This is a genomic window from Nocardia sp. NPDC049935 (assembly GCF_055586645.1).
Map to the genome: position 1 here is coordinate 275,244 of NZ_JBVJHV010000006.1, position 17,505 is coordinate 292,748.

A 17,505-nucleotide genomic window follows, 5' to 3' on the forward strand; every position below is an offset into this window, starting at 1 on the left:
TCGCAGCTCAGGCCACCTATCGCCCGACGCCACGGCCGAGACGCCTCCGGTATGCCGCGAGGAGCCACCCCGCGCGGCGCCGCCGCCGGAACCCGTGCCCGGCGTCCATGTCCCCAAACGAATCACGGCGATCGGATGCCGTGATCGGCAGCGCGGTCCGGGATACCTTGCCCGGTCGGAGGACAACGATCCCGGACGGAAAGTGTGCGACTGAAGTGCGTAGGAACAAACGCAACGCGATCATCGCGGCGGGGCTCGCGGCCGTGGTGCTGCTCACCGGTTGCTCGTCCGGCTCGCCGGCGCCGGCCGGCGGCGAGCTGATCACCGGCCTGTACCTGGAACCACGCGGGCTCGATCCGCACCGGCAGACCTACTGGGAGACCTACCGCGTCTCACGTCATATCTTCGAACCGCTGGTCGGGGAAGATCTGACCACCACCGACGGGGTGCCCGGGCTGGTCCCCGTCCTCGCCACCGAATGGACCCACAACGGTGACGGCCGGATCTGGAACTTCCGGCTCCGCGAGGGCGTCCGGTTCCACGACGGCACCCCGTTCGACGCGGCCGCGCTGCACAAGAACGTCCGCCGGGTCTGGGATCGCTCCTACGAATCCTTCGACGAGCAGAGCGCGGGCCGGGTGAAGGTCTGGTTCGGCAACCTGCGCGACGCCCACCCCACCGGCGACCACACCTACACCTTCGTCTTCGACAAACCGTTCCTCGGCTTCCCGCGTATCCTCGCCCAGTCGATGTACACACTGCCGGTGGGAAATCCGGCGGTCTGGGAGAAATTCGGCAACGACGAGTTCGCCCGGCACCCGGAGGGCACCGGCCCGTACCGCTTCGGCTCGCGCGCGATCGGCGATCGCATCGTGCTGCAGCGCAATCCGGACTACTGGGGTGAGCGCCCCCGGTCCGACACCCTCACCTTCCGGATCATCCCCAACAACCAGACCCGGGTGGCCTCGCTGCGCAGCGGTGAGGTCGATCTGATCAGCTACGTCCCGCCCGACGATGTGGAGGGGCTCGAGAACGCCGGCTTCCAGGTGCCCGAAGGTACCGGCGCCGAACTCGTCTATTTCTCCTTCAACCGCCGCAACCCCGTCTTCGACGACGACCGGGTGCGCCGCGCGCTGATCCACGGACTGAACCGGGAGGCGCTGGCGAAAGAGGTCTTCAACGGCTACGCCACACCGCAGTACTCGTTCCTGCCGCCCGGGAACGAGGCCTACGATCCGGCGGCCCGCGATTTCCCCTACGACCCCGACCGTGCCCGGCAATTGTTGTCCGAAGCCGGTTTCGGGCCGGGCGAGCTGCGGTTCAACCTGGTCATCGATGTGGCCAACGAGAACCTCGGGCAGTGGCTGCAGGCGCATGCGAAGGCCATCGGGGTCGAGGTGGATATCGTGAGCCTGGACCGGGTGAACTATTCGGCGCGGATCGTCACCCCGCAGCCCGGTGACGGCCTGAGCATCGACGAGTTCGGCGAGACCGACGCGGAATGGCTGTACAACGGCTATAACGGTCTGCGCAACCGCGGACTGGATCCGTCGAAGTACCCGGACGTGACGGCCGCGATCGAGACCGCGTTGTACAACCCCGACCCGGCCGCCCGCATCCGGCTGTGGCAGCAGGCGGAGGCGAAGCTGCGCGCGAACGCGCTGGTGATCCCCGTGGTGAACCAGAACCGCTTCTACGCCGCCGGACCGAACGTCGAGGGCTTCGTGTTCCCCGCCACCAACTGGTACGACCTGGCACCGGTCGGGCTCTCGGGTTCGCGATGAGATCGCTACGCCCCCTCGGGTTCCGCCTCGTGAACATGCTGCCGATCCTGTTCCTGGTCTCGGTGCTGGCGTTCCTGCTCGGTGTGCTGACACCGGGCGATCCGGTGGAGGCCCAGTTCGCCTCGCGCTACACCCCCGAACAACTCGACGAACTGCGCGCGACCTACGGACTGGACCGCCCGCTGTGGGAGCAGTACTTCGTCTGGCTGAAGAATCTCGCGGCCGACGGCGGCGGTCTGTCGCTCACCCTGGGCACGCCGGTGTTCGATATGTTGATCCCGCCCTTCCTCAACACGCTGATCCTCACCGTCGCCGGCACTCTGGTGTGCCTGGTGTTCGGCACCCTGATCGGCGGGCTGGCCGGGGTCTTCCACGGCACCTGGATCGACCGCGCGGTGATGCTGGTGGCGCAGGTCGGCAGCAATCTGTCGGTGTACTGGTTCGGGCTCGTGCTGATCAGCGTGTTCGCCCTGCGGCTGGGGTGGCTGCCGGTGGGCGGGATGGAGTCCCGGGGCGGCGGCGGATTCGGTGATCTGCTCCGGCACCTGGTGCTTCCCGCGGTATCCGCCGCACTGATCTCCACACTGGTGCTGGCCCGGTTCGTGCGGATCGGGGTGATCCGCGAAGCGGCCGGGGACTACGTGCGCACCTTCCGGTCGCAAGGCGTGCCGCTACGGATCATCTACGGCCGCAATGTGTTCCGCAATATCGCGCCGAGCATCGTCAATGTCACCGGGCTCGAGATCGGCACCCTCATCACCGGCGTGTTCTTCGTGGAGATCGTCTTCAACTGGCCCGGTATCGGGACCCAGCTGGTGAACGCGGTGAACGGTAAGGACTATCCGGTGATCCAGGGCGGGATCGTGCTCGTGGCACTGTGCTACCTGCTCGTCAACCTGCTCACCGATATCGTCGTCGACGCCCTCGATCCACGATTGCGGGGGGTGTGATGGTCTTCGCGCTCCCCCGGGCCTCGGCGATCACCTCCGGACCGCGCCGGCGCTACAGCGCTCAGTTCGCCGCCGCGGTGGCCGTGATCGGCGCCGTCGTCCTCCTCTCGCTGTTCGCGCCCCTGATCGCGCCCTACGATCCGCTCGCGACCGATCCGTCCGCCAAATTCCTGCCGCCCGGCAGCGACGGCCATCTCCTCGGTACCGACGACCTCGGCCGGGATCTGCTGAGCCGGGTGCTGTGGGGCGGCCGGACCTCCCTGTTGCTGGCCGTGCTCTCGGTGGCCGGGGCCACCGCCGCGGGTTCGGTGGCGGGCCTGCTCGCCGGGTTCGCCGGGCCCCGGGTCAGCGGGGTGGTGATGCGGATGGTCGATATGCTCTTCGCCTTCCCGGTGGTGCTCGTGGCCGTCGCGCTGGCCGCGCTGTTGCGGCCCGGTTCCGCGGTCGTGGTGGTGGCGATCGTCTTCCACGTCGTCCCCTATGTCACCCGGGTGGTGTTCGCCGAGGTCAAGCAGCATACGCGCCGTGAATACGTGGAAGCCGCGACCGCGCTCGGGGCGAGCCGGTGGTCGCTGATGGTGCGTGAGGTGCTGCCGAATGTGCAAGGCCGGATCGTGGTCTACGGGACCGGTCTGGTCGCCGCCATGGTGGTGTTCTCCGCGAGCCTCAGCGCGGTGGGGATCGGCGTGCAGCCACCCACACCGGACTGGGGTCAGATGATCGCGTCGGGAGCGAAAGTGCTGCTCTCCGGCCATATGTACGTGGCGGTGATCCCGGGCGTCACCGTCGCGCTCGTCGCCCTCGCCTTCAACTGGCTCGGCGACGCCCTGCACGATCTGTCCGATCCCCGGATCCGAGGCGAGCGCCGATGACCGCACTGTCCACCCACGACACCGAGACCCGGCGGCCGGCGCCGTCCGCGCCGCCCGTGCTCGAGGTCGCGGATCTCGGCATCGGATTCCCCGGAGACGGCACCGGCGAGCCGACCGTATCCGGCGTGTCCTTCGCGCTGGCCGCCGGGGAAGTACTCACCCTGGTGGGGGAATCGGGGTCCGGGAAGAGCCTCACCGCGGCCGCGATCATCGGCCTGCTGCCCCGGGGCGCCCGCGTACTCGGCGGCGCGGTGCGCTTCCACTCCGGCAGCGGACCGGCGGTCGAACTCACCTCGCTGCCGGAGCGCAAGCTCACCCGCTACCGCGGCACCGGCATCGGCATGGTGTTCCAGAATCCCTTGGGCGCACTCGATCCCGCCCACCGGATCGCCGCCCAACTCGACGAGGTACTCGTCCGGCACCGCCCGGATACGCCGCGCGCCGCGCGCCGCGTACTGGCGGCGGAATGGCTCACCAAGGTCGGCTTCGACAACCCCGAGCGCGTCGCGGCTTCCTATCCGCACGAGTTGAGCGGCGGTATGCGCCAGCGGGTCGCGGTGGCACTCGCGGCCCTGTCCGAACCCGCGGTCCTCATCGCCGACGAACCCACCACCGCCCTGGATACCGTGGTCCGGCGCCAGATCCTGGATCTGCTCCGCGATGTCACCCGCACCACCGGATCCGCCCTGCTGCTGATCACCCACGATTTCGATGTGGTGGCCCATATGGCCGACAGCGTGGTGGTGCTCGCGCGCGGGCGCGTCGTCGAACAGGGCCCGCGCGACACCGTGCTGACCGCGCCCGCCCATCCGTACACTCGCGAGCTGCTCGCCGCGGTCCCACGACTGGGCAAACGGGCGGCACTGCCGCACTGGCACGGCCCCCGGACGCTGTCGTCGGGCGCCCCGGAACCGGAGGCCGCCGCCCCGCCCGCCCAGGAGGAGACGGTAGAACCACTGCTGCGGCTGGAGTCGGTGACCAGACGGTTCACCGTCGGCGGTTTCGGCACCGGTCTCCCCAGGCGCGATCATCTCGCCGTCGACGAGGTATCCCTCGCGATCCGGCCCGGCGAGGTCTACGGCCTCATCGGACCCTCCGGTTCCGGAAAGTCCACCCTCGGGCGGGTGATGGGCGGACTGCTGCCCGCCTCCGCCGGAACGGTCGTCTTCGACGGCCGCCGGATCGACGGCGCACCGGCCGCCGGTCGGCGTGATCTGCGCGCACGGTTGCAATACGTCTTCCAGGACCCGGTCGGTTCGCTCAACCCCGGTCTCCGCGTGGGCGAACAGATCGCCCGGCCGCTACGCCGGTTCGGGCGGGTCCGCAACCGTGCCACCGCCGCCGAGGCGGTGGCACAGGCCCTCGAACTCGTCGGCCTCCCGGCCGGATTCGCCACCCGCTATCCGCACGCGCTGTCCGGCGGCCAGGCCCAGCGGGTCTGTCTCGCCCGGGCACTCGCCCTGGAACCGGACCTGCTGATCCTCGACGAACCGACCTCCTCGCTGGATGTCTCCACCCAGGCCGAGATCATCGACCTGCTGCTGGGGCTGCGGGAACGGCTGAACCTCACCTGTGTGTTCGTCGGGCACGATCTCGGTCTCGTCGAATGGGTCAGTGACCGGATCGGCGTCCTCTCCGGCGGCCGGCTGGTCGACGAATTCGCCACCGAGCACCTCTACGACAGCGCCCGCTCCCCTGCCACGCGGGCCCTGCTCGACGCCGACCTCGGCCCGACGAAAGCGCTGCGCCCATGACCCCTCCGGACTCCCGCGGCCCAGTCGTCGCCGCGGCCTTCACCACTGCGGAGGTAGCGGCGATCCTGGGCGATCGGCGACTGGCGCGGAGCTGGGCCCACCACCCCGCGGCGTTCGCGGTGATCGGTATCGACCGGCTCGCCGGACCCGGCGGTACCCCGGCCGCCACCGATCTGGATCCCAGCCTCCTGGCCACGGCGCTGGCCGCCGGTGGCGGTCCGGCGGTCGTCCTCGCCGCGACGGCGCATATCGATCTGCCCTACAACCTGGCCCGCCGGGCGCTGTCGGTGGACCATCTCACCCGGGGCCGCTCCGGTGTACTGCTGGGCAGCCGCGACCCTCGCGGCCGCACCGAGAACGCCTGGGGTGGAGCCGGATTGGGAACGTCGGCCGCACTCGGGCCCGGCACCGCGGCCGATACCGCCCGCGCGGTGGCCGGACTGTGGCAGAGCTGGCCCCGGGACAGCATCGTCGGTGACAAGGAATCCGGGATCCTGGTGCGTTCGGAACGTATCCGGCGGGTCGATCACCGCGGCGCCGCCGTCACCGCCGGCCCGCTGAGTATCCCCGGCACGATCCAGGGCACGCCGGTACTGGCGTGGTACGAACCCGATCCGGCGGCCGGGGCGCACCGCACCGGCGTCTACGACCTGACCGTGCTGGGCGGGTTCCCGGACGGCGAGTCCGTCGCCGCCGCGGTTCGGCATGACCCGGACGAGGGCGCCGGACCGGTGCTGGCCGAGGTACCCGCCCACGATCCGGCGGCCGCCTCCGCACTGCTCGCGACCGGAGCGTCCGGAATCCTGCTGCGCACCGCGGTCGACGAGCCGCCGTCCGCCACGGCCGAGACGTTGCTGCGCACCGCCGCCGGACTCACCCCGGCCCTGGGCGCCGCTGTCCCCGATCCGGGCGCGACCCTGCGCGACATCCTGGGTCTGCCGCCGCCCGCCGATCTGCTGACCGCTGCCGCACCGGCGTTCGCCGCGCCGTCCACCGGGGTCTACCGCTGATACCGCTCATCCACCGAAGGAAGGACCCTCATGGCAGCGCCCACCACGGCCGATCTCCGGTCACTGCTGGCCCGTCCGGAGGCCGGTTACGACGCACTGGCCGGCACCTACCGCCCGCATTTCGACCGGATCGCCGCGGGCAACGCGGCCCGGGAACGCGCGCGGGAGTTCCCGTTCGAGGAGGTGCGGCTGCTGGTGGAGGCGGGATTCTCGCGGCTGCGGATTCCCCGGGCGTTCGGCGGCGACGGCGCCACCCTGCAACAGGTGTTCCTGCTGCTCGCCGATCTCGGTACCGCCGATCCGAATATCGCCCATGTCTTCCGCAACCATCTCGCGTTCGTCGAGGACAGACTGAATTCCCCGGACCATCCGGCCACCGCGGTCTGGCTCGACCGTTTCCGGCGCGGTGATTTCGTGGGTGGCGGCTGGACCGAGGCCGACAATGCGAAATTCGGCGATATCGGCACCCGGCTGACGACCACCGCCGGGGTCACCCGGCTCACCGGGAACAAGTACTACGCCACCGGCAGCCTCTACGCCGACTGGCTCGACGTGATCGGCCGCGACGAGGACGACCGGCTCGTCACCGCGCTCGTCGCCCGCGACCAGGACGGCGTCACCCTGACCGACGACTGGGAGGGATTCGGTCAGCAGACCACCGCCAGCGGATCGGCCCGCTATCGCGACGCGGTAGTGGACGAACACGGACTCTTCCCCGCCGAGGAGCGGTTCGCCTATCAGGGCCTCTTCTATCAGACCGCCCTGCTCGCGGTGCTGGTCGGTATCGCGCGGGCGGCGTTCCGAGACGGGACGGAGTCGCTGCGCCGGCGGACCCGCAACTACCCGCTGGGCACCGACGAGATCCCGGCCCGGGACGCCCTGCTGCAGCAGCGGATCGGCCTGCTCGCCACCCGGGTGTTCCAGGCCGAGGCCGCGCTCGAGAAGCAGTCCGCGACATTGGATTCCGTGGCCGCGGCGCATCTGCGCGGCGACGACGCGGCCGAGCGGGACGCCCTCATCGAGGCCACCGTGCGCACGCACGAGGCGCAGACGGTGATCGTCGAATCCGCGCTCGAGGTGACGGCCGCGGTGTTCGACGCCCTCGGCGCCTCCGCGACCGCCGTCTCCGCGGGCCTGGACCGGCATTGGCGCAACGCACGGACCCTGTCCTCTCACAATCCGCGCGTCTTCAAAGAGCGCGTACTCGGCGACTACTACGTCAACGGCACCCCGCCGCCGGGCGGGTCGAACACCTTCCTGCGGCCGCAGGGCCAGGGCGCGTAACCGCCATGACCGAACCCCGTTCCGGTCATGTGCTGCTCGGCGTAAATGTGCTCGTCTACGGCTACCTTCCGTCGGCCTGGCGCTCGCCGCTGCTCGGCACCCTGGATTTCGTCTCCGCGCCCTACTGGGAGCGCATCGGCCGCCTGGCCGAACGCGCCCGCCTCGACGCGGTGTTCCTCGCCGACGGCCTGGGCCTCGGTGACCCCGCCTACGACGCCAACCCCATCCGGCTCGACCCGCACATCATCTGGGCCCACGTCGCCCGGGCCACCGAACACGTGGGCCTCATCGCCACCGCCTCCACCACCTTCAACGACCCGGTCGACCTCGCCGCCCGCATCCTCACCCTCGATCACCTCTCGCACGGACGCGCCGGCTGGAACCTGGTGACGACCCGTGACGACCGCTCCGCGGCCAATTTCGGGCTCGAACGGGTGGTACCGCGGACCCAGCGTTACGAACGCGGCGCCGAATTCGCCGAACTGGCCCGGGCCCTGTGGTCCGCGGCGGGAACCGGGAAGCCGGTCCGGCACCACGGCGCGTTCTTCGACTACGACGGCGATTTCCGCGCCCCGGTCTCCCCACAGGGCCTGCCGGTGCTGTTCCAGGCCGGCGGTTCACCCGGCGGCCGCGATATCGCCTCCCGCTACGCCGACGGCGTCTTCACCGCCGAGATCACCCCGGAAACCGCCCGCGCCCACTACCGCACGGTGAAGGACGGCGCGGTGGCCGCCGGCCGCGCCGCCTCCGATGTCGCCATCATGCCCGGCCTGCTGCTGACCCTCGGCTCCACCGAGGAGGAGGCCCGCCGCCGGGTCGACGAACTGTACGAGTCCAGCCCCGCGGCCTATTCGGCGGCGTGGCTGTCGCATGCCATCGGGGTCGACGTCTCCGTGCTCGATCTCGACGAGCCGTTCCCCGCCGAGGTGCTGGGCGGCCCGGCCGACCCCGACCTGTTCACGGGCAGTATCGGTTTCCGCGAATCCATCCTGGAACAGATCCGCCAGACCCGCCCCACCGTCCGGGAGTACCTACGCCAGACCCGCTATTCCGGGTCCGGGCACGGCGGTTTCGTGGGCACCCCGGAACAGCTCGCCGACCGGATCGAACACTGGTATCGCACCTACGCCTGCGACGGGTTCAACCTGCAGCCCGATATCCTCGTCGACAGCCTCGAGGTGATCGCCGACGAGGTGGTCCCGCTGCTCCGGGCCCGCGGATTGTTCCGCGACGACTACGAATCCACCACCCTGCGCGGAAACCTCGCCGCCGCCGGAACCCGCGGTCTCACGGTGCGGGGCGCGCGGTCGTGATCCCGTTCCGCCGCGCGGTGCCGTCGATCCCGCGGTAGCCCCGGTTTCCCGGATCGTGCGCGCCCGTTTCCGGAAAAGACCGGGCGCCACGGTCCAAATCCGCACATCGGGCGCCGGCAACCCGCACCATCGAGGAGACGAATCCCGACTACCGGACAAGAGGGCATGACGGATACCGACATCTCCCGCGACCACCGGCACCCGGACCGGCTCACCCGGCTGCTCGCCGACCTGCGTGAAACGGGCGTCGCCGTGGACGATTCCACGCTCACCCGCGCGCTGTACACCAGCGACGCGAGCCTCTACCGGGTGGTGCCGCAGGCGATCGCCTATCCCCGCACCGCCGAGGAACTCGCCACCACCGTGCGGACCGCGCTGCGCGACGATATCGCGATCACCCCGCGGGGCGCGGGCACCTCGTGCTGCGGCAACGCCATCGGACCGGGCCTGATCGTGGACACGCGCCGCCACCTCGACCGAGTTCTGGGTATCGACCCCCAGGCCCGTACCGCGACCGTGCAACCCGGAACGGTGCAGGCGGTGCTGCAAGGGGCCGCGGCACCGCACCGCCTGCGCTTCGGACCGGATCCCTCGACCAGCAACCGGTGCACGATCGGCGGGATGATCGGCAACAACGCCTGTGGCCCGCGAGCGCTGGGTTACGGGCGCAGCGCCGACAATATCGCCGCCCTCGAGGTCGTGCTCGGCACCGGAGAACGGCTGCGGCTGGAGTCCGGGACCCGGACCGCCTCCCCGACCCTGGACGCGTTGGAGCAACTGGTCCGCGACAACCTGGCGATCATCCGCACCGAGTTCGGCCGCTTCGGCCGCCAGGTCTCGGGCTATTCCCTCGAACATCTGCTGCCGGAGAACGGGTTCGACGTCGCCCGCTTCCTCGCGGGCACCGAGGGGACGCTGGCCGTGATCACCGAGGCCACCGTCCGCCTCGCCGCCGACGCGGCACACAAGGCGATGATCGTCCTCGGCTACCCCACCATGCCCGAGGCCGCCGACGACGCGCCCGCCATTCTCCGGCATCGCCCGACCGCCGCCGAGGGACTGGACCGCCGGATCGTGGATGTCGTCGCGCACCAGCAGGGCGCCGGGAGCATTCCCGCGCTCCCCGCGGGCGACGCCTGGGTTTTCGTCGAACTCGTCGACGACGATCCGGATCTGCTGCGGGAACGGGCGCACGCCCTGCTCGCCGGCACCGGCGCCCGGGACGGCCGGATCGTCGAGGACACGCGGGCCGCCGACCGGCTGTGGAAGATCCGGGCCGACGGCGCCGGGCTCGCGGCGCTGAGCCTGGACCGGCCCGCCTACGGCGGCTGGGAGGACGCGGCGGTGCCGCCGTACCGGCTGGGTTCCTACCTGCGGGATTTCGATCGGCTGATGAGCGGCCACGGGGTCCGGGGACTGCCCTACGGGCATTTCGGGGACGGCTGCGTGCACTGCCGGATCGATTTCCCGCTCGACGCACCCGACGGGCCCCGGGCCTACCGCCGTTTCGTCGAGGAGGCCGCCGAACTGGTCGGCAGTTACGGCGGGTCGATATCGGGTGAACACGGTGACGGCCGCGCGCGCTCGGCACTGCTGCCCCGGATGTACTCCGCCGAGGCCATCGCACTGATGGCGCGGGTGAAGGCGATCTTCGATCCGCGGGATCTGCTCAACCCCGGAGTCCTGGTCGATCCGCGGCCGGTCGAGGCCGATATGCGGATCCCGCTCGCCCGCACCAGGCCGCTGGCGCTGAGCGAACCGCTGCTGGTGGAATCGATCCACCAGTGCTCGGGGGTGGGGAAATGCCTGGCGAACGGCAATTCCGGTGGTCAGGTGATGTGCCCGTCGTATCAGGCGACCGGGGCCGAGAAGGATTCGACGCGCGGCCGCGCCCGGGTGCTGCAGGAGCTCGTCAACGGCGAACTGGTCACCGGCTGGGACGCACCCGAGGTCGCCGCGGCCCTCGACCTGTGCCTGTCGTGCAAGGGATGTTCCCGGGATTGTCCCAGCGGCGTGGATATGGCCTCGTACAAATCCCTCGCCACCGACCGCGCCTACGCCGGGAAGATCCGGCCGCGCAGCCACTACGCGCTGGGCCTGCTCCCCCGCTGGGCCCGGCTGGTCTCGGCGCTGCGGCTGGGTCCGGCGCTCAATGCCGGAACCCGGGTTCCGGGACTGGGCAACCTGATCCGCTGGTCCGCCGGTGTGGACCGGCGCCGCAACCTGCCCGCCTTCGCCCGCCGGTCCAATCGACGCGCCACACGCATACCCCACACCACGGGGCGGCCCGTGGTCATCTGGGTCGACTCCTTCACCGACGGTTTCGAGAACGACCACCTGGACGCGCTGGTGCGGGTGCTCGCCGCCGCCGGTTACCGGCCCCGGTTCCTCGACCGCACGGCCTGCTGCGGACTGACCTGGATTTCCACCGGCCAGCGCGCCGGGGCGCGCCGGCAGCTCGAGGCCGCCCTCGACGTGCTCTACCCGATCATCGCCGATGGCACCCCGGTGATCGGTGTCGAGCCCTCCTGTGTGGCGGTGTGGCGCAGCGACGCCCGCGAGTTGCTCGACGATCCGCGCCTGCCCGTCGTCACCGCGGGGGTCCGCACCCTCGCCGAGATCCTGGCCGACACCCCCGGCTGGCAGCCGCCCGATCTCACCGGCATCGAGATCCTCGCCCAGCCGCACTGCCATCACGCCTCGGTCCTGGGCTGGGACACCGACGCACGACTGCTCGAACGGACCGGAGCCACCCTCACCACCCTCGGCGGATGCTGCGGGCTGGCCGGTAACTTCGGCGTCGAGAAGGGCCACTACGAGGTATCGGTCGCCGTCGCCGAAACCACCCTGCTGCCCGCGGTGCGGGCGGCCGGTCGCGAAACGGTGATCCTCGCCGACGGTTTCTCCTGCCGGCTGCAACTCGCCGAGCTCGCCGGGCGGACGGGATCGACCCTCGCGCAACTCCTGGCCCCGGAGCAGGAGTGAGGCGCCGGGCGCCGGCGTGATGTGTCGGGCGGTCGGTGTAGCGTCCACCGGCGTAGCATCGACCGCCCGTCCAGTGAGGAAGAGAATGCCCCGGGAGCTCGCCGATCTGCCGTTCGCACAGTGGCTGGAAACGGCCGGTGACCTGGGCTCCGACGAAGAGTACGACTGCGCGCTGTTCGAGCCGGCCGAACACACCGCCGCCGATATCCGGCACGCGGTATTCGGCGAATGCGCCTTCCGCTCGGTGACCTTCTCGGGCGGTTCGGCCCACAGCGCCCGGTTCGCCGATGTCTGGCTACACGGCGTGCGGTTCACCGGTACCGAGATGCCCGACGCCGTGTGGATGGACGCCGAGGTGATCGAAGGCGCCTGGTCGGGTGTGGAGGCCAGCGGCGCCGAATTGCGGCGAGTGGTGTTCCACAACTGCAAGTTCGACTCGGTGAACCTGCGCGGCGCGAAGTTGTCGAAGGTCCGCTTCGTCGATTGCGTACTGCGGCATGTCGATTTCGGCGGGGCGAACCTCGCCGAGGTCGAGTTCCCGGGCACCGAGATCGCGGCACTGGTGGTGCGGGACGCGCAGCTGAAGAAGGTCGATTTCCGGCAGGCGGCGATCCTGGGAATCGGCGACGGGGTGAACGCCCTGCGCGGCGCGATCGTCACCCCGGACCAGCTCCTCGACCTGGCCCCGGCGTTCGCCGCGGCCGCCGGTCTCGAGGTGAAGGCGCTCTAGCCCCGGCGTTTTACGACAGCTCGCCGACCTGGTCGGCGAACAGTTCGGCGGGGTCGAATCCCATTCCGGCGAAATGGCCGGCGAGTTCCAGGGACAGGATTCCGTGCAGGCGGGTCCAGAACACCAGGGCGCGGTGCAGGGTCGCGGCGGATCGCGGGGGCGGGCCGATCAGCGGGCTGTGCTCGTCGAGGTGGGTGTCGAAGGGGGTCGCCGCGGGCGGGGGGAGGCGGTCGTGGACTTCGAGCAGCACGGCCAGGATCTCGTCGGAGATGGCCGTGGTGTCGCCGGGCGCGCGGTAGCCGGGAACCGGTGTGCCGTAGATGAGGAAGTATCGCTGCGGATCAGCGAGCGCCCAGGCCCTGATCGCGTAGGCGAGGCCGGTGCGGTCGGCGCCGGCCTCGGAGGCCGCCCGGGCGGTATCGGCGAGACCGCGGTAGGCATCCCGGATGAGTTCGGTGATCAGCGCGTCCCGGCTCGCGAAGTACCGGTAGAGCGCGGGTCCGCTCATTCCCACCTGTTTGGCGATCGCGTTGAGCGATAGCGAGGACGCGCCCGCGTCGGCGATCTGCTCCCACGCACGTTCCTTGATCTCTTCCCGCATCTGCGCGCGATAACGCTCGCGCGGGCTCTTCGCCTCCGCAGCCATGGACCGCCTCTCTCCGCGCCTATTTCGTTAGAGGCTATCACTTTCGTACTTGACTCTCACCATACTGAGTTATAACTTCTAACCAACGCGATAACTGATAACAGAACGGGCCACGGCCCGGCGACACAGGAGTAGAACCATGAACCACATCCACCACACCGGAGCGCCGAAAGTCGCCGGCGACAACCGATCGGGACGGGTCGCACTGGCAGGCGCCGCACTCGTCGCCCTCGCCCTGGGCACCACCGCCTGTGGAACCACGCCCGACAGCACCGCTACACCGGCGGCCACACCCTCGGCCGGCAGCACTGCCGCGCCGGACTCGGCGCCGCTGAGCTGCGGCGGACAGACCATCGACACCGAGGCCCCGATCCACTACCGGACCGAGGCGCTGATCGCGGCGCCGCTGGACACCCTCTGGAACCTGCAGACCGATGTGGCGAACTGGCCGTCCTGGCAGCAGGCCGTCGCCACCCTCGACCGCCGCGATTCCGGGCCGCTGCGCCCCGATTCGCAGTTCCGGTGGACCACACCGGTCCCCGCCACCGCGACCACCCCGGCGACCACGCTCTCCATCACCTCCACCGTCCGGGATGTGGAGGATCACCGGTGCCTCCGCTGGAGCGGCCCCGCGACCGGCGAGGGCCTGGGTATCGACAACGGCATACACGTCTGGACGTTCACCGAAGTCGCGGGCGGCGTCCTCGTCCGCACCGAGGAGAACTGGAACGGGGCCCAGGTCGAAGTGGATGTGCCGACCTCCACCCAGTTCCTCGGCGCCGGACTGGAGGCCTGGCTGGCCGATTTGCGGACCGCCGCCGAGAAGCAGAAGTAGGCGCGGTCCCGTTCATCCCTGCCCCGCCGACCGCAATCGCACGGCGTCGCGGCCGGGCGATATCCCGAATGTCCGGTGGTACTCGCGATTGAACTGCGAGGCGCTCTCGTAGCCGACGCGATACCCGATCTCGGCGACAGCGGCCGCCCCGGCGCCGAGCAGGATCCGGGCCTCGTGCAACCGGATCGCCCGGCGGAACTCGATCGGCGTCATCGACGTGGCCGCCCGGAAGTGCCGCCGGAACGCCGACTCGCTCATACCGGCCGCGGCGGCCAGGTCAGCCACCAGTAGCGGCCGGTCGTAGTGGGCCCGGATCCAGCGGACGGCGCGGGCGATATGGGCGAGGTTGCCGTCGGCGCGGCCGATGCGGCGGACGAGCGCACCCTGGTCACCGCTGATCAGCCGCCACAGGATCTCCCGCTGCAGTCCGGCGGCGAGCACGGTGAGATCGTCCGGATGATCGAGCAGGCGCAGCAGCCGGACAACCGGATCGAGCAGGTCCGGCGGCGCGGTGCTCACGGCGAGACCGGCGGGGCGGGTGGCGCGCGGGGCGGCAGCGGACTCCATCAGCAGCGGTGCGATCGACTCGGGACGCAGCCGCATACTGAACACCGCCAGGGGTTCGTCCGCATCGGCGCGCAGCGCCTGGCCGGTCACCGGTAGATCCACCGGGACCACCAGGTATTGCCCCGCGCCGCAGTCGAACGGCGTCCCGTTCAGCGTTGTCCGCTTCACACCACCGCCCACCAGCGCGAACGTCGGCTCCGCCATGGTGCCGATCGGCTGGGTCGGCTCGCGGACCGTGGTGAGAAAGATCCCGTCCAGCACGGTCGGCGCGTGGGCGGCGGTGAGCGGAACACCGCCGGGAACCCGAACCGCGCGCCGGCCACCGGACCCCGCGTAACGCATCACCAGCGCCCGGAACTCGTCGAGGAGGGTCACTATCCGAGTGCAGCACCCCGGTTCCGGCCGCGCAACGCCGCCCGGCCCGATCCGGGCGATCGCGACCGGATCGGGCAAGCCGCGTACGGGATCGGCGTCACGGTCACCGGCGTTCCCGCGGTCTCATGGCCGTATGGAAACACGCACCCTGGGAAGAACCGGGATCGAGGTCGGCGCGCTCGGCCTGGGCACGATGATGTTCGGCGCGTGGGGTAACCCGGACCACGACGATTGCGTCCGCATGATCGGCCGGGCGCTCGACGCCGGGATCACTCTCGTGGACACCGCCGACGTCTACTCGGCCGGGGAATCGGAGGTGATCGTGGGCAAGGCCCTGGCCTCGGTGGACCGGTCGCGCGTGGTGCTGGCCACCAAATTCGGTTCGCCGATGGGTACCGGCCCCGACACTCGCGGCGGATCCCGGCGCTGGATCGTGACCGCGTGCGAGAACAGTCTGCGCCGCCTCGGCACCGACTACATCGACCTCTATCAGATCCATCGTCCCGATCCGGCCGCCGATATCGACGAAACGCTGGGCGCCCTGAGCGATCTGGTCCGGCAGGGCAAGATCCGGGCCTTCGGCAGTTCGACGTTCCCGGCGGAGCAGATCGTGGAAGCCCAGTGGGTGGCGGAGAAACGCGGACGGGAACGGTTCACGACGGAACAGCCGCCGTATTCGATTCTGGTGCGCGGAATCGAGGGTCATGTGCTGCCGGTCGCCGAGGCCTACGGGATGGGGGTGGTGTCGTGGAGCCCGCTGGCCGGCGGCTGGCTGTCCGGGCGGTTCGGGGCGGGCCGGGCGAATACCAGCGAGCGGGACCGGCGTCTGCCCGCCCGGCCGGGAGCCGGGGGTCGCTACGATCTGTCGACCCCGGCCAACCGGCGCAAGCTGGAGATCGTCACCGAACTGGCGGCCCTGGCCGGCGAAGCCGGGCTGACCCTGATCGATCTGGCACTGGCCTTCGTCCTGGAACACCCCGCCGTCAGCTCCGCGATCATCGGGCCGCGCACACCGGAACAACTGGAGGCACAACTGACGGCGCCGGAGATCCGGCTCGATCCCGCCGTCCTCGATCGCATCGACCGTATCGTCGCGCCCGGCACCGACGTCAACCCCGAGGACACCGCCTGGCAGCCGCCCGTCCTCACCGACCCGGCCAGTAGGCGGCGCGGCCGGGCCACGACCCGCCCGGGACCCCGCGCGGTCTCGCACCCGCGGTGATCATTCCAGGGTGCGGAAGAACTCCCGGACATCCTGGGCGAACAGGTCCGGAACCTCCATGGCGGCGAAATGGCCACCACGGTCGAATTCCGACCAGTGCGTGATGTTGTACAGCCGCTCCGCCAGCGGCCGCACCGGCTGGGTGATGTCGTGGGCGAATACCGCCACCCCCAACGGCACCCGGCAGGGCGCGCTGCCGCGCGCGGTCTCACGGGTCAGGCGCGCCGACGACGCCGCGGTGGCGGTGAACCAGTACAGCGAGATATCGGTGAGCATCCGTTCGTCGTCGACCGGCGTGCGCGGATCGGTCCACTGCGCGAAACGTTCGGCGATCCAGGCCAGCTGGCCCACCGGCGAATCGGTCAGCGCGTAGCCGAGGGTCTGCGGGGTGAGCGCCTGCAGCGCCTGGTAGGGCGGACGGTCGGCGAGCAACTGCCGGACCTTGTCGAGCCTGGCCTCGTCGGTCTCCGACAACGGGATACCGGCGTCCGGGTCCGGCCGGGTGGGCAGGTAGTTGACGTGCACTCCGACTACGTGGCCGGGCGCCAGCGCCCCGAGTGCCGTGGAGATACCCGCCCCGAAATCGCCGCCCTGCGCACCGTAGCGCTCGTACCCGAGCCGATGCATCAGCTCGGCCCAGGCCCGCGCGACCCGGGCGACATCCCAGCCGCGTTCATGGGTGGGGCCCGAGAAACCGAATCCGGGGATCGACGGGATCACCAGGTGGAAATCGCGCGAGAGCGGTTCGATCACGTCCAGGAATTCCAGGAACGAACCGGGCCAGCCGTGGGTCAGGATCAGCGGGAGCGCATCCGGCTTCGGCGACCGCACGTGCACGAAATGGATGTTCTGGCCTTCGATCTCGGTGGTGAAATGCGGGAGCCGATTGAGCTCGGTCTCGTGTTCGCGCCAGTCGTAACCGGTCCGCCAGTATTCGGCCAGTTCCCGCAGCCGCCCCAGCGGGAAGCCGTAGTCCGATCCGGCGCCGTCGATCTCATTGGGCCAGCGGGTGCGGGCGAGCCGGTCGGTCAGATCGTCGAGATCGGACTGGGGGATATCGATATGGAACGGGGTGACGGCGGTCGGGTTCACGGCGGCCTCCTGGGTGGTGGGGTGCATGACGGGGGATGCGGGCGACGCGCATCCGGCAGCGCCGATAACGAGGGTTACCGCGGCGA

The 17,505-nt window shown here is 70.5% G+C and carries 14 protein-coding genes; 11 read left to right on the forward strand and 3 right to left on the reverse strand.

What is annotated here, in order from left to right:
- Positions 1–215 precede the first annotated feature (215 nt).
- The 9 genes from ACZ6SF_RS23615 (at position 216) to ACZ6SF_RS23655 (ending at position 12,682) form a co-directional block, all read left to right on the forward strand.
- The gene (locus ACZ6SF_RS23615; RefSeq protein WP_466064527.1) at positions 216–1,784 is read left to right on the forward strand and encodes an ABC transporter substrate-binding protein; all 1,569 of its coding nucleotides are present in this window, start codon (positions 216–218) and stop codon (positions 1,782–1,784) included.
- The gene (locus tag ACZ6SF_RS23620) at positions 1,781–2,734 is read left to right on the forward strand and encodes an ABC transporter permease (RefSeq protein WP_466064529.1); all 954 of its coding nucleotides are present in this window, start codon (positions 1,781–1,783) and stop codon (positions 2,732–2,734) included. The genes ACZ6SF_RS23615 and ACZ6SF_RS23620 overlap by 4 nt, the downstream gene beginning before the upstream one ends.
- Positions 2,734–3,606: an ABC transporter permease gene (locus ACZ6SF_RS23625; protein WP_466064932.1), complete on the forward strand. Its 873-nt coding sequence runs from the start codon at positions 2,734–2,736 to the stop codon at positions 3,604–3,606. Before ACZ6SF_RS23620 ends, ACZ6SF_RS23625 begins: the two co-directional genes overlap by 1 nt.
- A complete protein-coding gene (locus tag ACZ6SF_RS23630) occupies positions 3,603–5,360 on the forward strand; it encodes an ATP-binding cassette domain-containing protein (RefSeq protein WP_466064531.1) in 1,758 nt (585 codons plus the stop codon). Before ACZ6SF_RS23625 ends, ACZ6SF_RS23630 begins: the two co-directional genes overlap by 4 nt.
- Positions 5,357–6,370: a hypothetical protein gene (locus tag ACZ6SF_RS23635; RefSeq protein WP_466064533.1), complete on the forward strand. Its 1,014-nt coding sequence runs from the start codon at positions 5,357–5,359 to the stop codon at positions 6,368–6,370. The genes ACZ6SF_RS23630 and ACZ6SF_RS23635 overlap by 4 nt, the downstream gene beginning before the upstream one ends.
- Positions 6,371–6,400: 30 nt before the next feature.
- Complete coding sequence (locus ACZ6SF_RS23640; RefSeq protein ID WP_466064535.1) at positions 6,401–7,654, forward strand: acyl-CoA dehydrogenase family protein; 1,254 nt, start codon at positions 6,401–6,403, stop codon at positions 7,652–7,654.
- 5 nt (positions 7,655–7,659) lie between these two features.
- Entirely contained in the window at positions 7,660–8,967 is a 1,308-nt protein-coding gene (locus tag ACZ6SF_RS23645; protein WP_466064537.1) for an LLM class flavin-dependent oxidoreductase, read from the forward strand.
- Positions 8,968–9,132: 165 nt separating this feature from the next.
- The gene (locus ACZ6SF_RS23650) at positions 9,133–11,952 is read left to right on the forward strand and encodes an FAD-binding and (Fe-S)-binding domain-containing protein (RefSeq protein ID WP_466064538.1); all 2,820 of its coding nucleotides are present in this window, start codon (positions 9,133–9,135) and stop codon (positions 11,950–11,952) included.
- An 85-nt stretch (positions 11,953–12,037) separates the two neighbouring features.
- A complete protein-coding gene (locus ACZ6SF_RS23655) occupies positions 12,038–12,682 on the forward strand; it encodes a pentapeptide repeat-containing protein (protein ID WP_466064540.1) in 645 nt (214 codons plus the stop codon).
- Positions 12,683–12,692: 10 nt separating this feature from the next.
- On the opposite strand, the gene ACZ6SF_RS23660 is transcribed toward ACZ6SF_RS23655, so the two are convergent.
- Entirely contained in the window at positions 12,693–13,328 is a 636-nt protein-coding gene (locus ACZ6SF_RS23660) for a TetR/AcrR family transcriptional regulator (protein WP_466064542.1), read from the reverse strand.
- 139 nt (positions 13,329–13,467) lie between these two features.
- Between ACZ6SF_RS23660 and ACZ6SF_RS23665 the strand changes: the two genes are divergently transcribed.
- Positions 13,468–14,163: an SRPBCC family protein gene (locus ACZ6SF_RS23665; RefSeq protein ID WP_466064544.1), complete on the forward strand. Its 696-nt coding sequence runs from the start codon at positions 13,468–13,470 to the stop codon at positions 14,161–14,163.
- Positions 14,164–14,175: 12 nt separating this feature from the next.
- Here the strand turns inward: ACZ6SF_RS23665 and ACZ6SF_RS23670 are convergent, their stop codons facing one another.
- Positions 14,176–15,105, reverse strand: a complete 930-nt coding sequence (locus ACZ6SF_RS23670; protein WP_466064546.1) for an AraC family transcriptional regulator — start codon at positions 15,103–15,105, stop codon at positions 14,176–14,178.
- Between the two features lie 133 nt (positions 15,106–15,238).
- On the opposite strand from ACZ6SF_RS23670, the gene ACZ6SF_RS23675 reads away from it, so the two are divergent.
- Positions 15,239–16,327: an aldo/keto reductase gene (locus ACZ6SF_RS23675; protein WP_466064548.1), complete on the forward strand. Its 1,089-nt coding sequence runs from the start codon at positions 15,239–15,241 to the stop codon at positions 16,325–16,327.
- On the opposite strand, the gene ACZ6SF_RS23680 is transcribed toward ACZ6SF_RS23675, so the two are convergent.
- Positions 16,328–17,446: an epoxide hydrolase family protein gene (locus ACZ6SF_RS23680; RefSeq protein ID WP_466064550.1), complete on the reverse strand. Its 1,119-nt coding sequence runs from the start codon at positions 17,444–17,446 to the stop codon at positions 16,328–16,330. It abuts the gene before it with no gap.
- Positions 17,447–17,505: the final 59 nt, after the last annotated feature.

Coding starts and splice junctions, on each gene's coding strand:
- ACZ6SF_RS23620 (WP_466064529.1), top strand. CDS start 1,781: ATGAGATCGCTACGCCCCCTCGGGTTCCGCCTCGTGAACATGCTGCCG.
- ACZ6SF_RS23625 (WP_466064932.1), top strand. CDS start 2,734: ATGGTCTTCGCGCTCCCCCGGGCCTCGGCGATCACCTCCGGACCGCGC.
- ACZ6SF_RS23630 (WP_466064531.1), top strand. CDS start 3,603: ATGACCGCACTGTCCACCCACGACACCGAGACCCGGCGGCCGGCGCCG.
- ACZ6SF_RS23635 (WP_466064533.1), top strand. CDS start 5,357: ATGACCCCTCCGGACTCCCGCGGCCCAGTCGTCGCCGCGGCCTTCACC.
- ACZ6SF_RS23640 (WP_466064535.1), top strand. CDS start 6,401: ATGGCAGCGCCCACCACGGCCGATCTCCGGTCACTGCTGGCCCGTCCG.
- ACZ6SF_RS23645 (WP_466064537.1), top strand. CDS start 7,660: ATGACCGAACCCCGTTCCGGTCATGTGCTGCTCGGCGTAAATGTGCTC.
- ACZ6SF_RS23650 (WP_466064538.1), top strand. CDS start 9,133: ATGACGGATACCGACATCTCCCGCGACCACCGGCACCCGGACCGGCTC.
- ACZ6SF_RS23655 (WP_466064540.1), top strand. CDS start 12,038: ATGCCCCGGGAGCTCGCCGATCTGCCGTTCGCACAGTGGCTGGAAACG.
- ACZ6SF_RS23660 (WP_466064542.1), bottom strand. CDS start 13,328: ATGGCTGCGGAGGCGAAGAGCCCGCGCGAGCGTTATCGCGCGCAGATG.
- ACZ6SF_RS23665 (WP_466064544.1), top strand. CDS start 13,468: ATGAACCACATCCACCACACCGGAGCGCCGAAAGTCGCCGGCGACAAC.
- ACZ6SF_RS23675 (WP_466064548.1), top strand. CDS start 15,239: ATGGAAACACGCACCCTGGGAAGAACCGGGATCGAGGTCGGCGCGCTC.
- ACZ6SF_RS23680 (WP_466064550.1), bottom strand. CDS start 17,446: ATGCACCCCACCACCCAGGAGGCCGCCGTGAACCCGACCGCCGTCACC.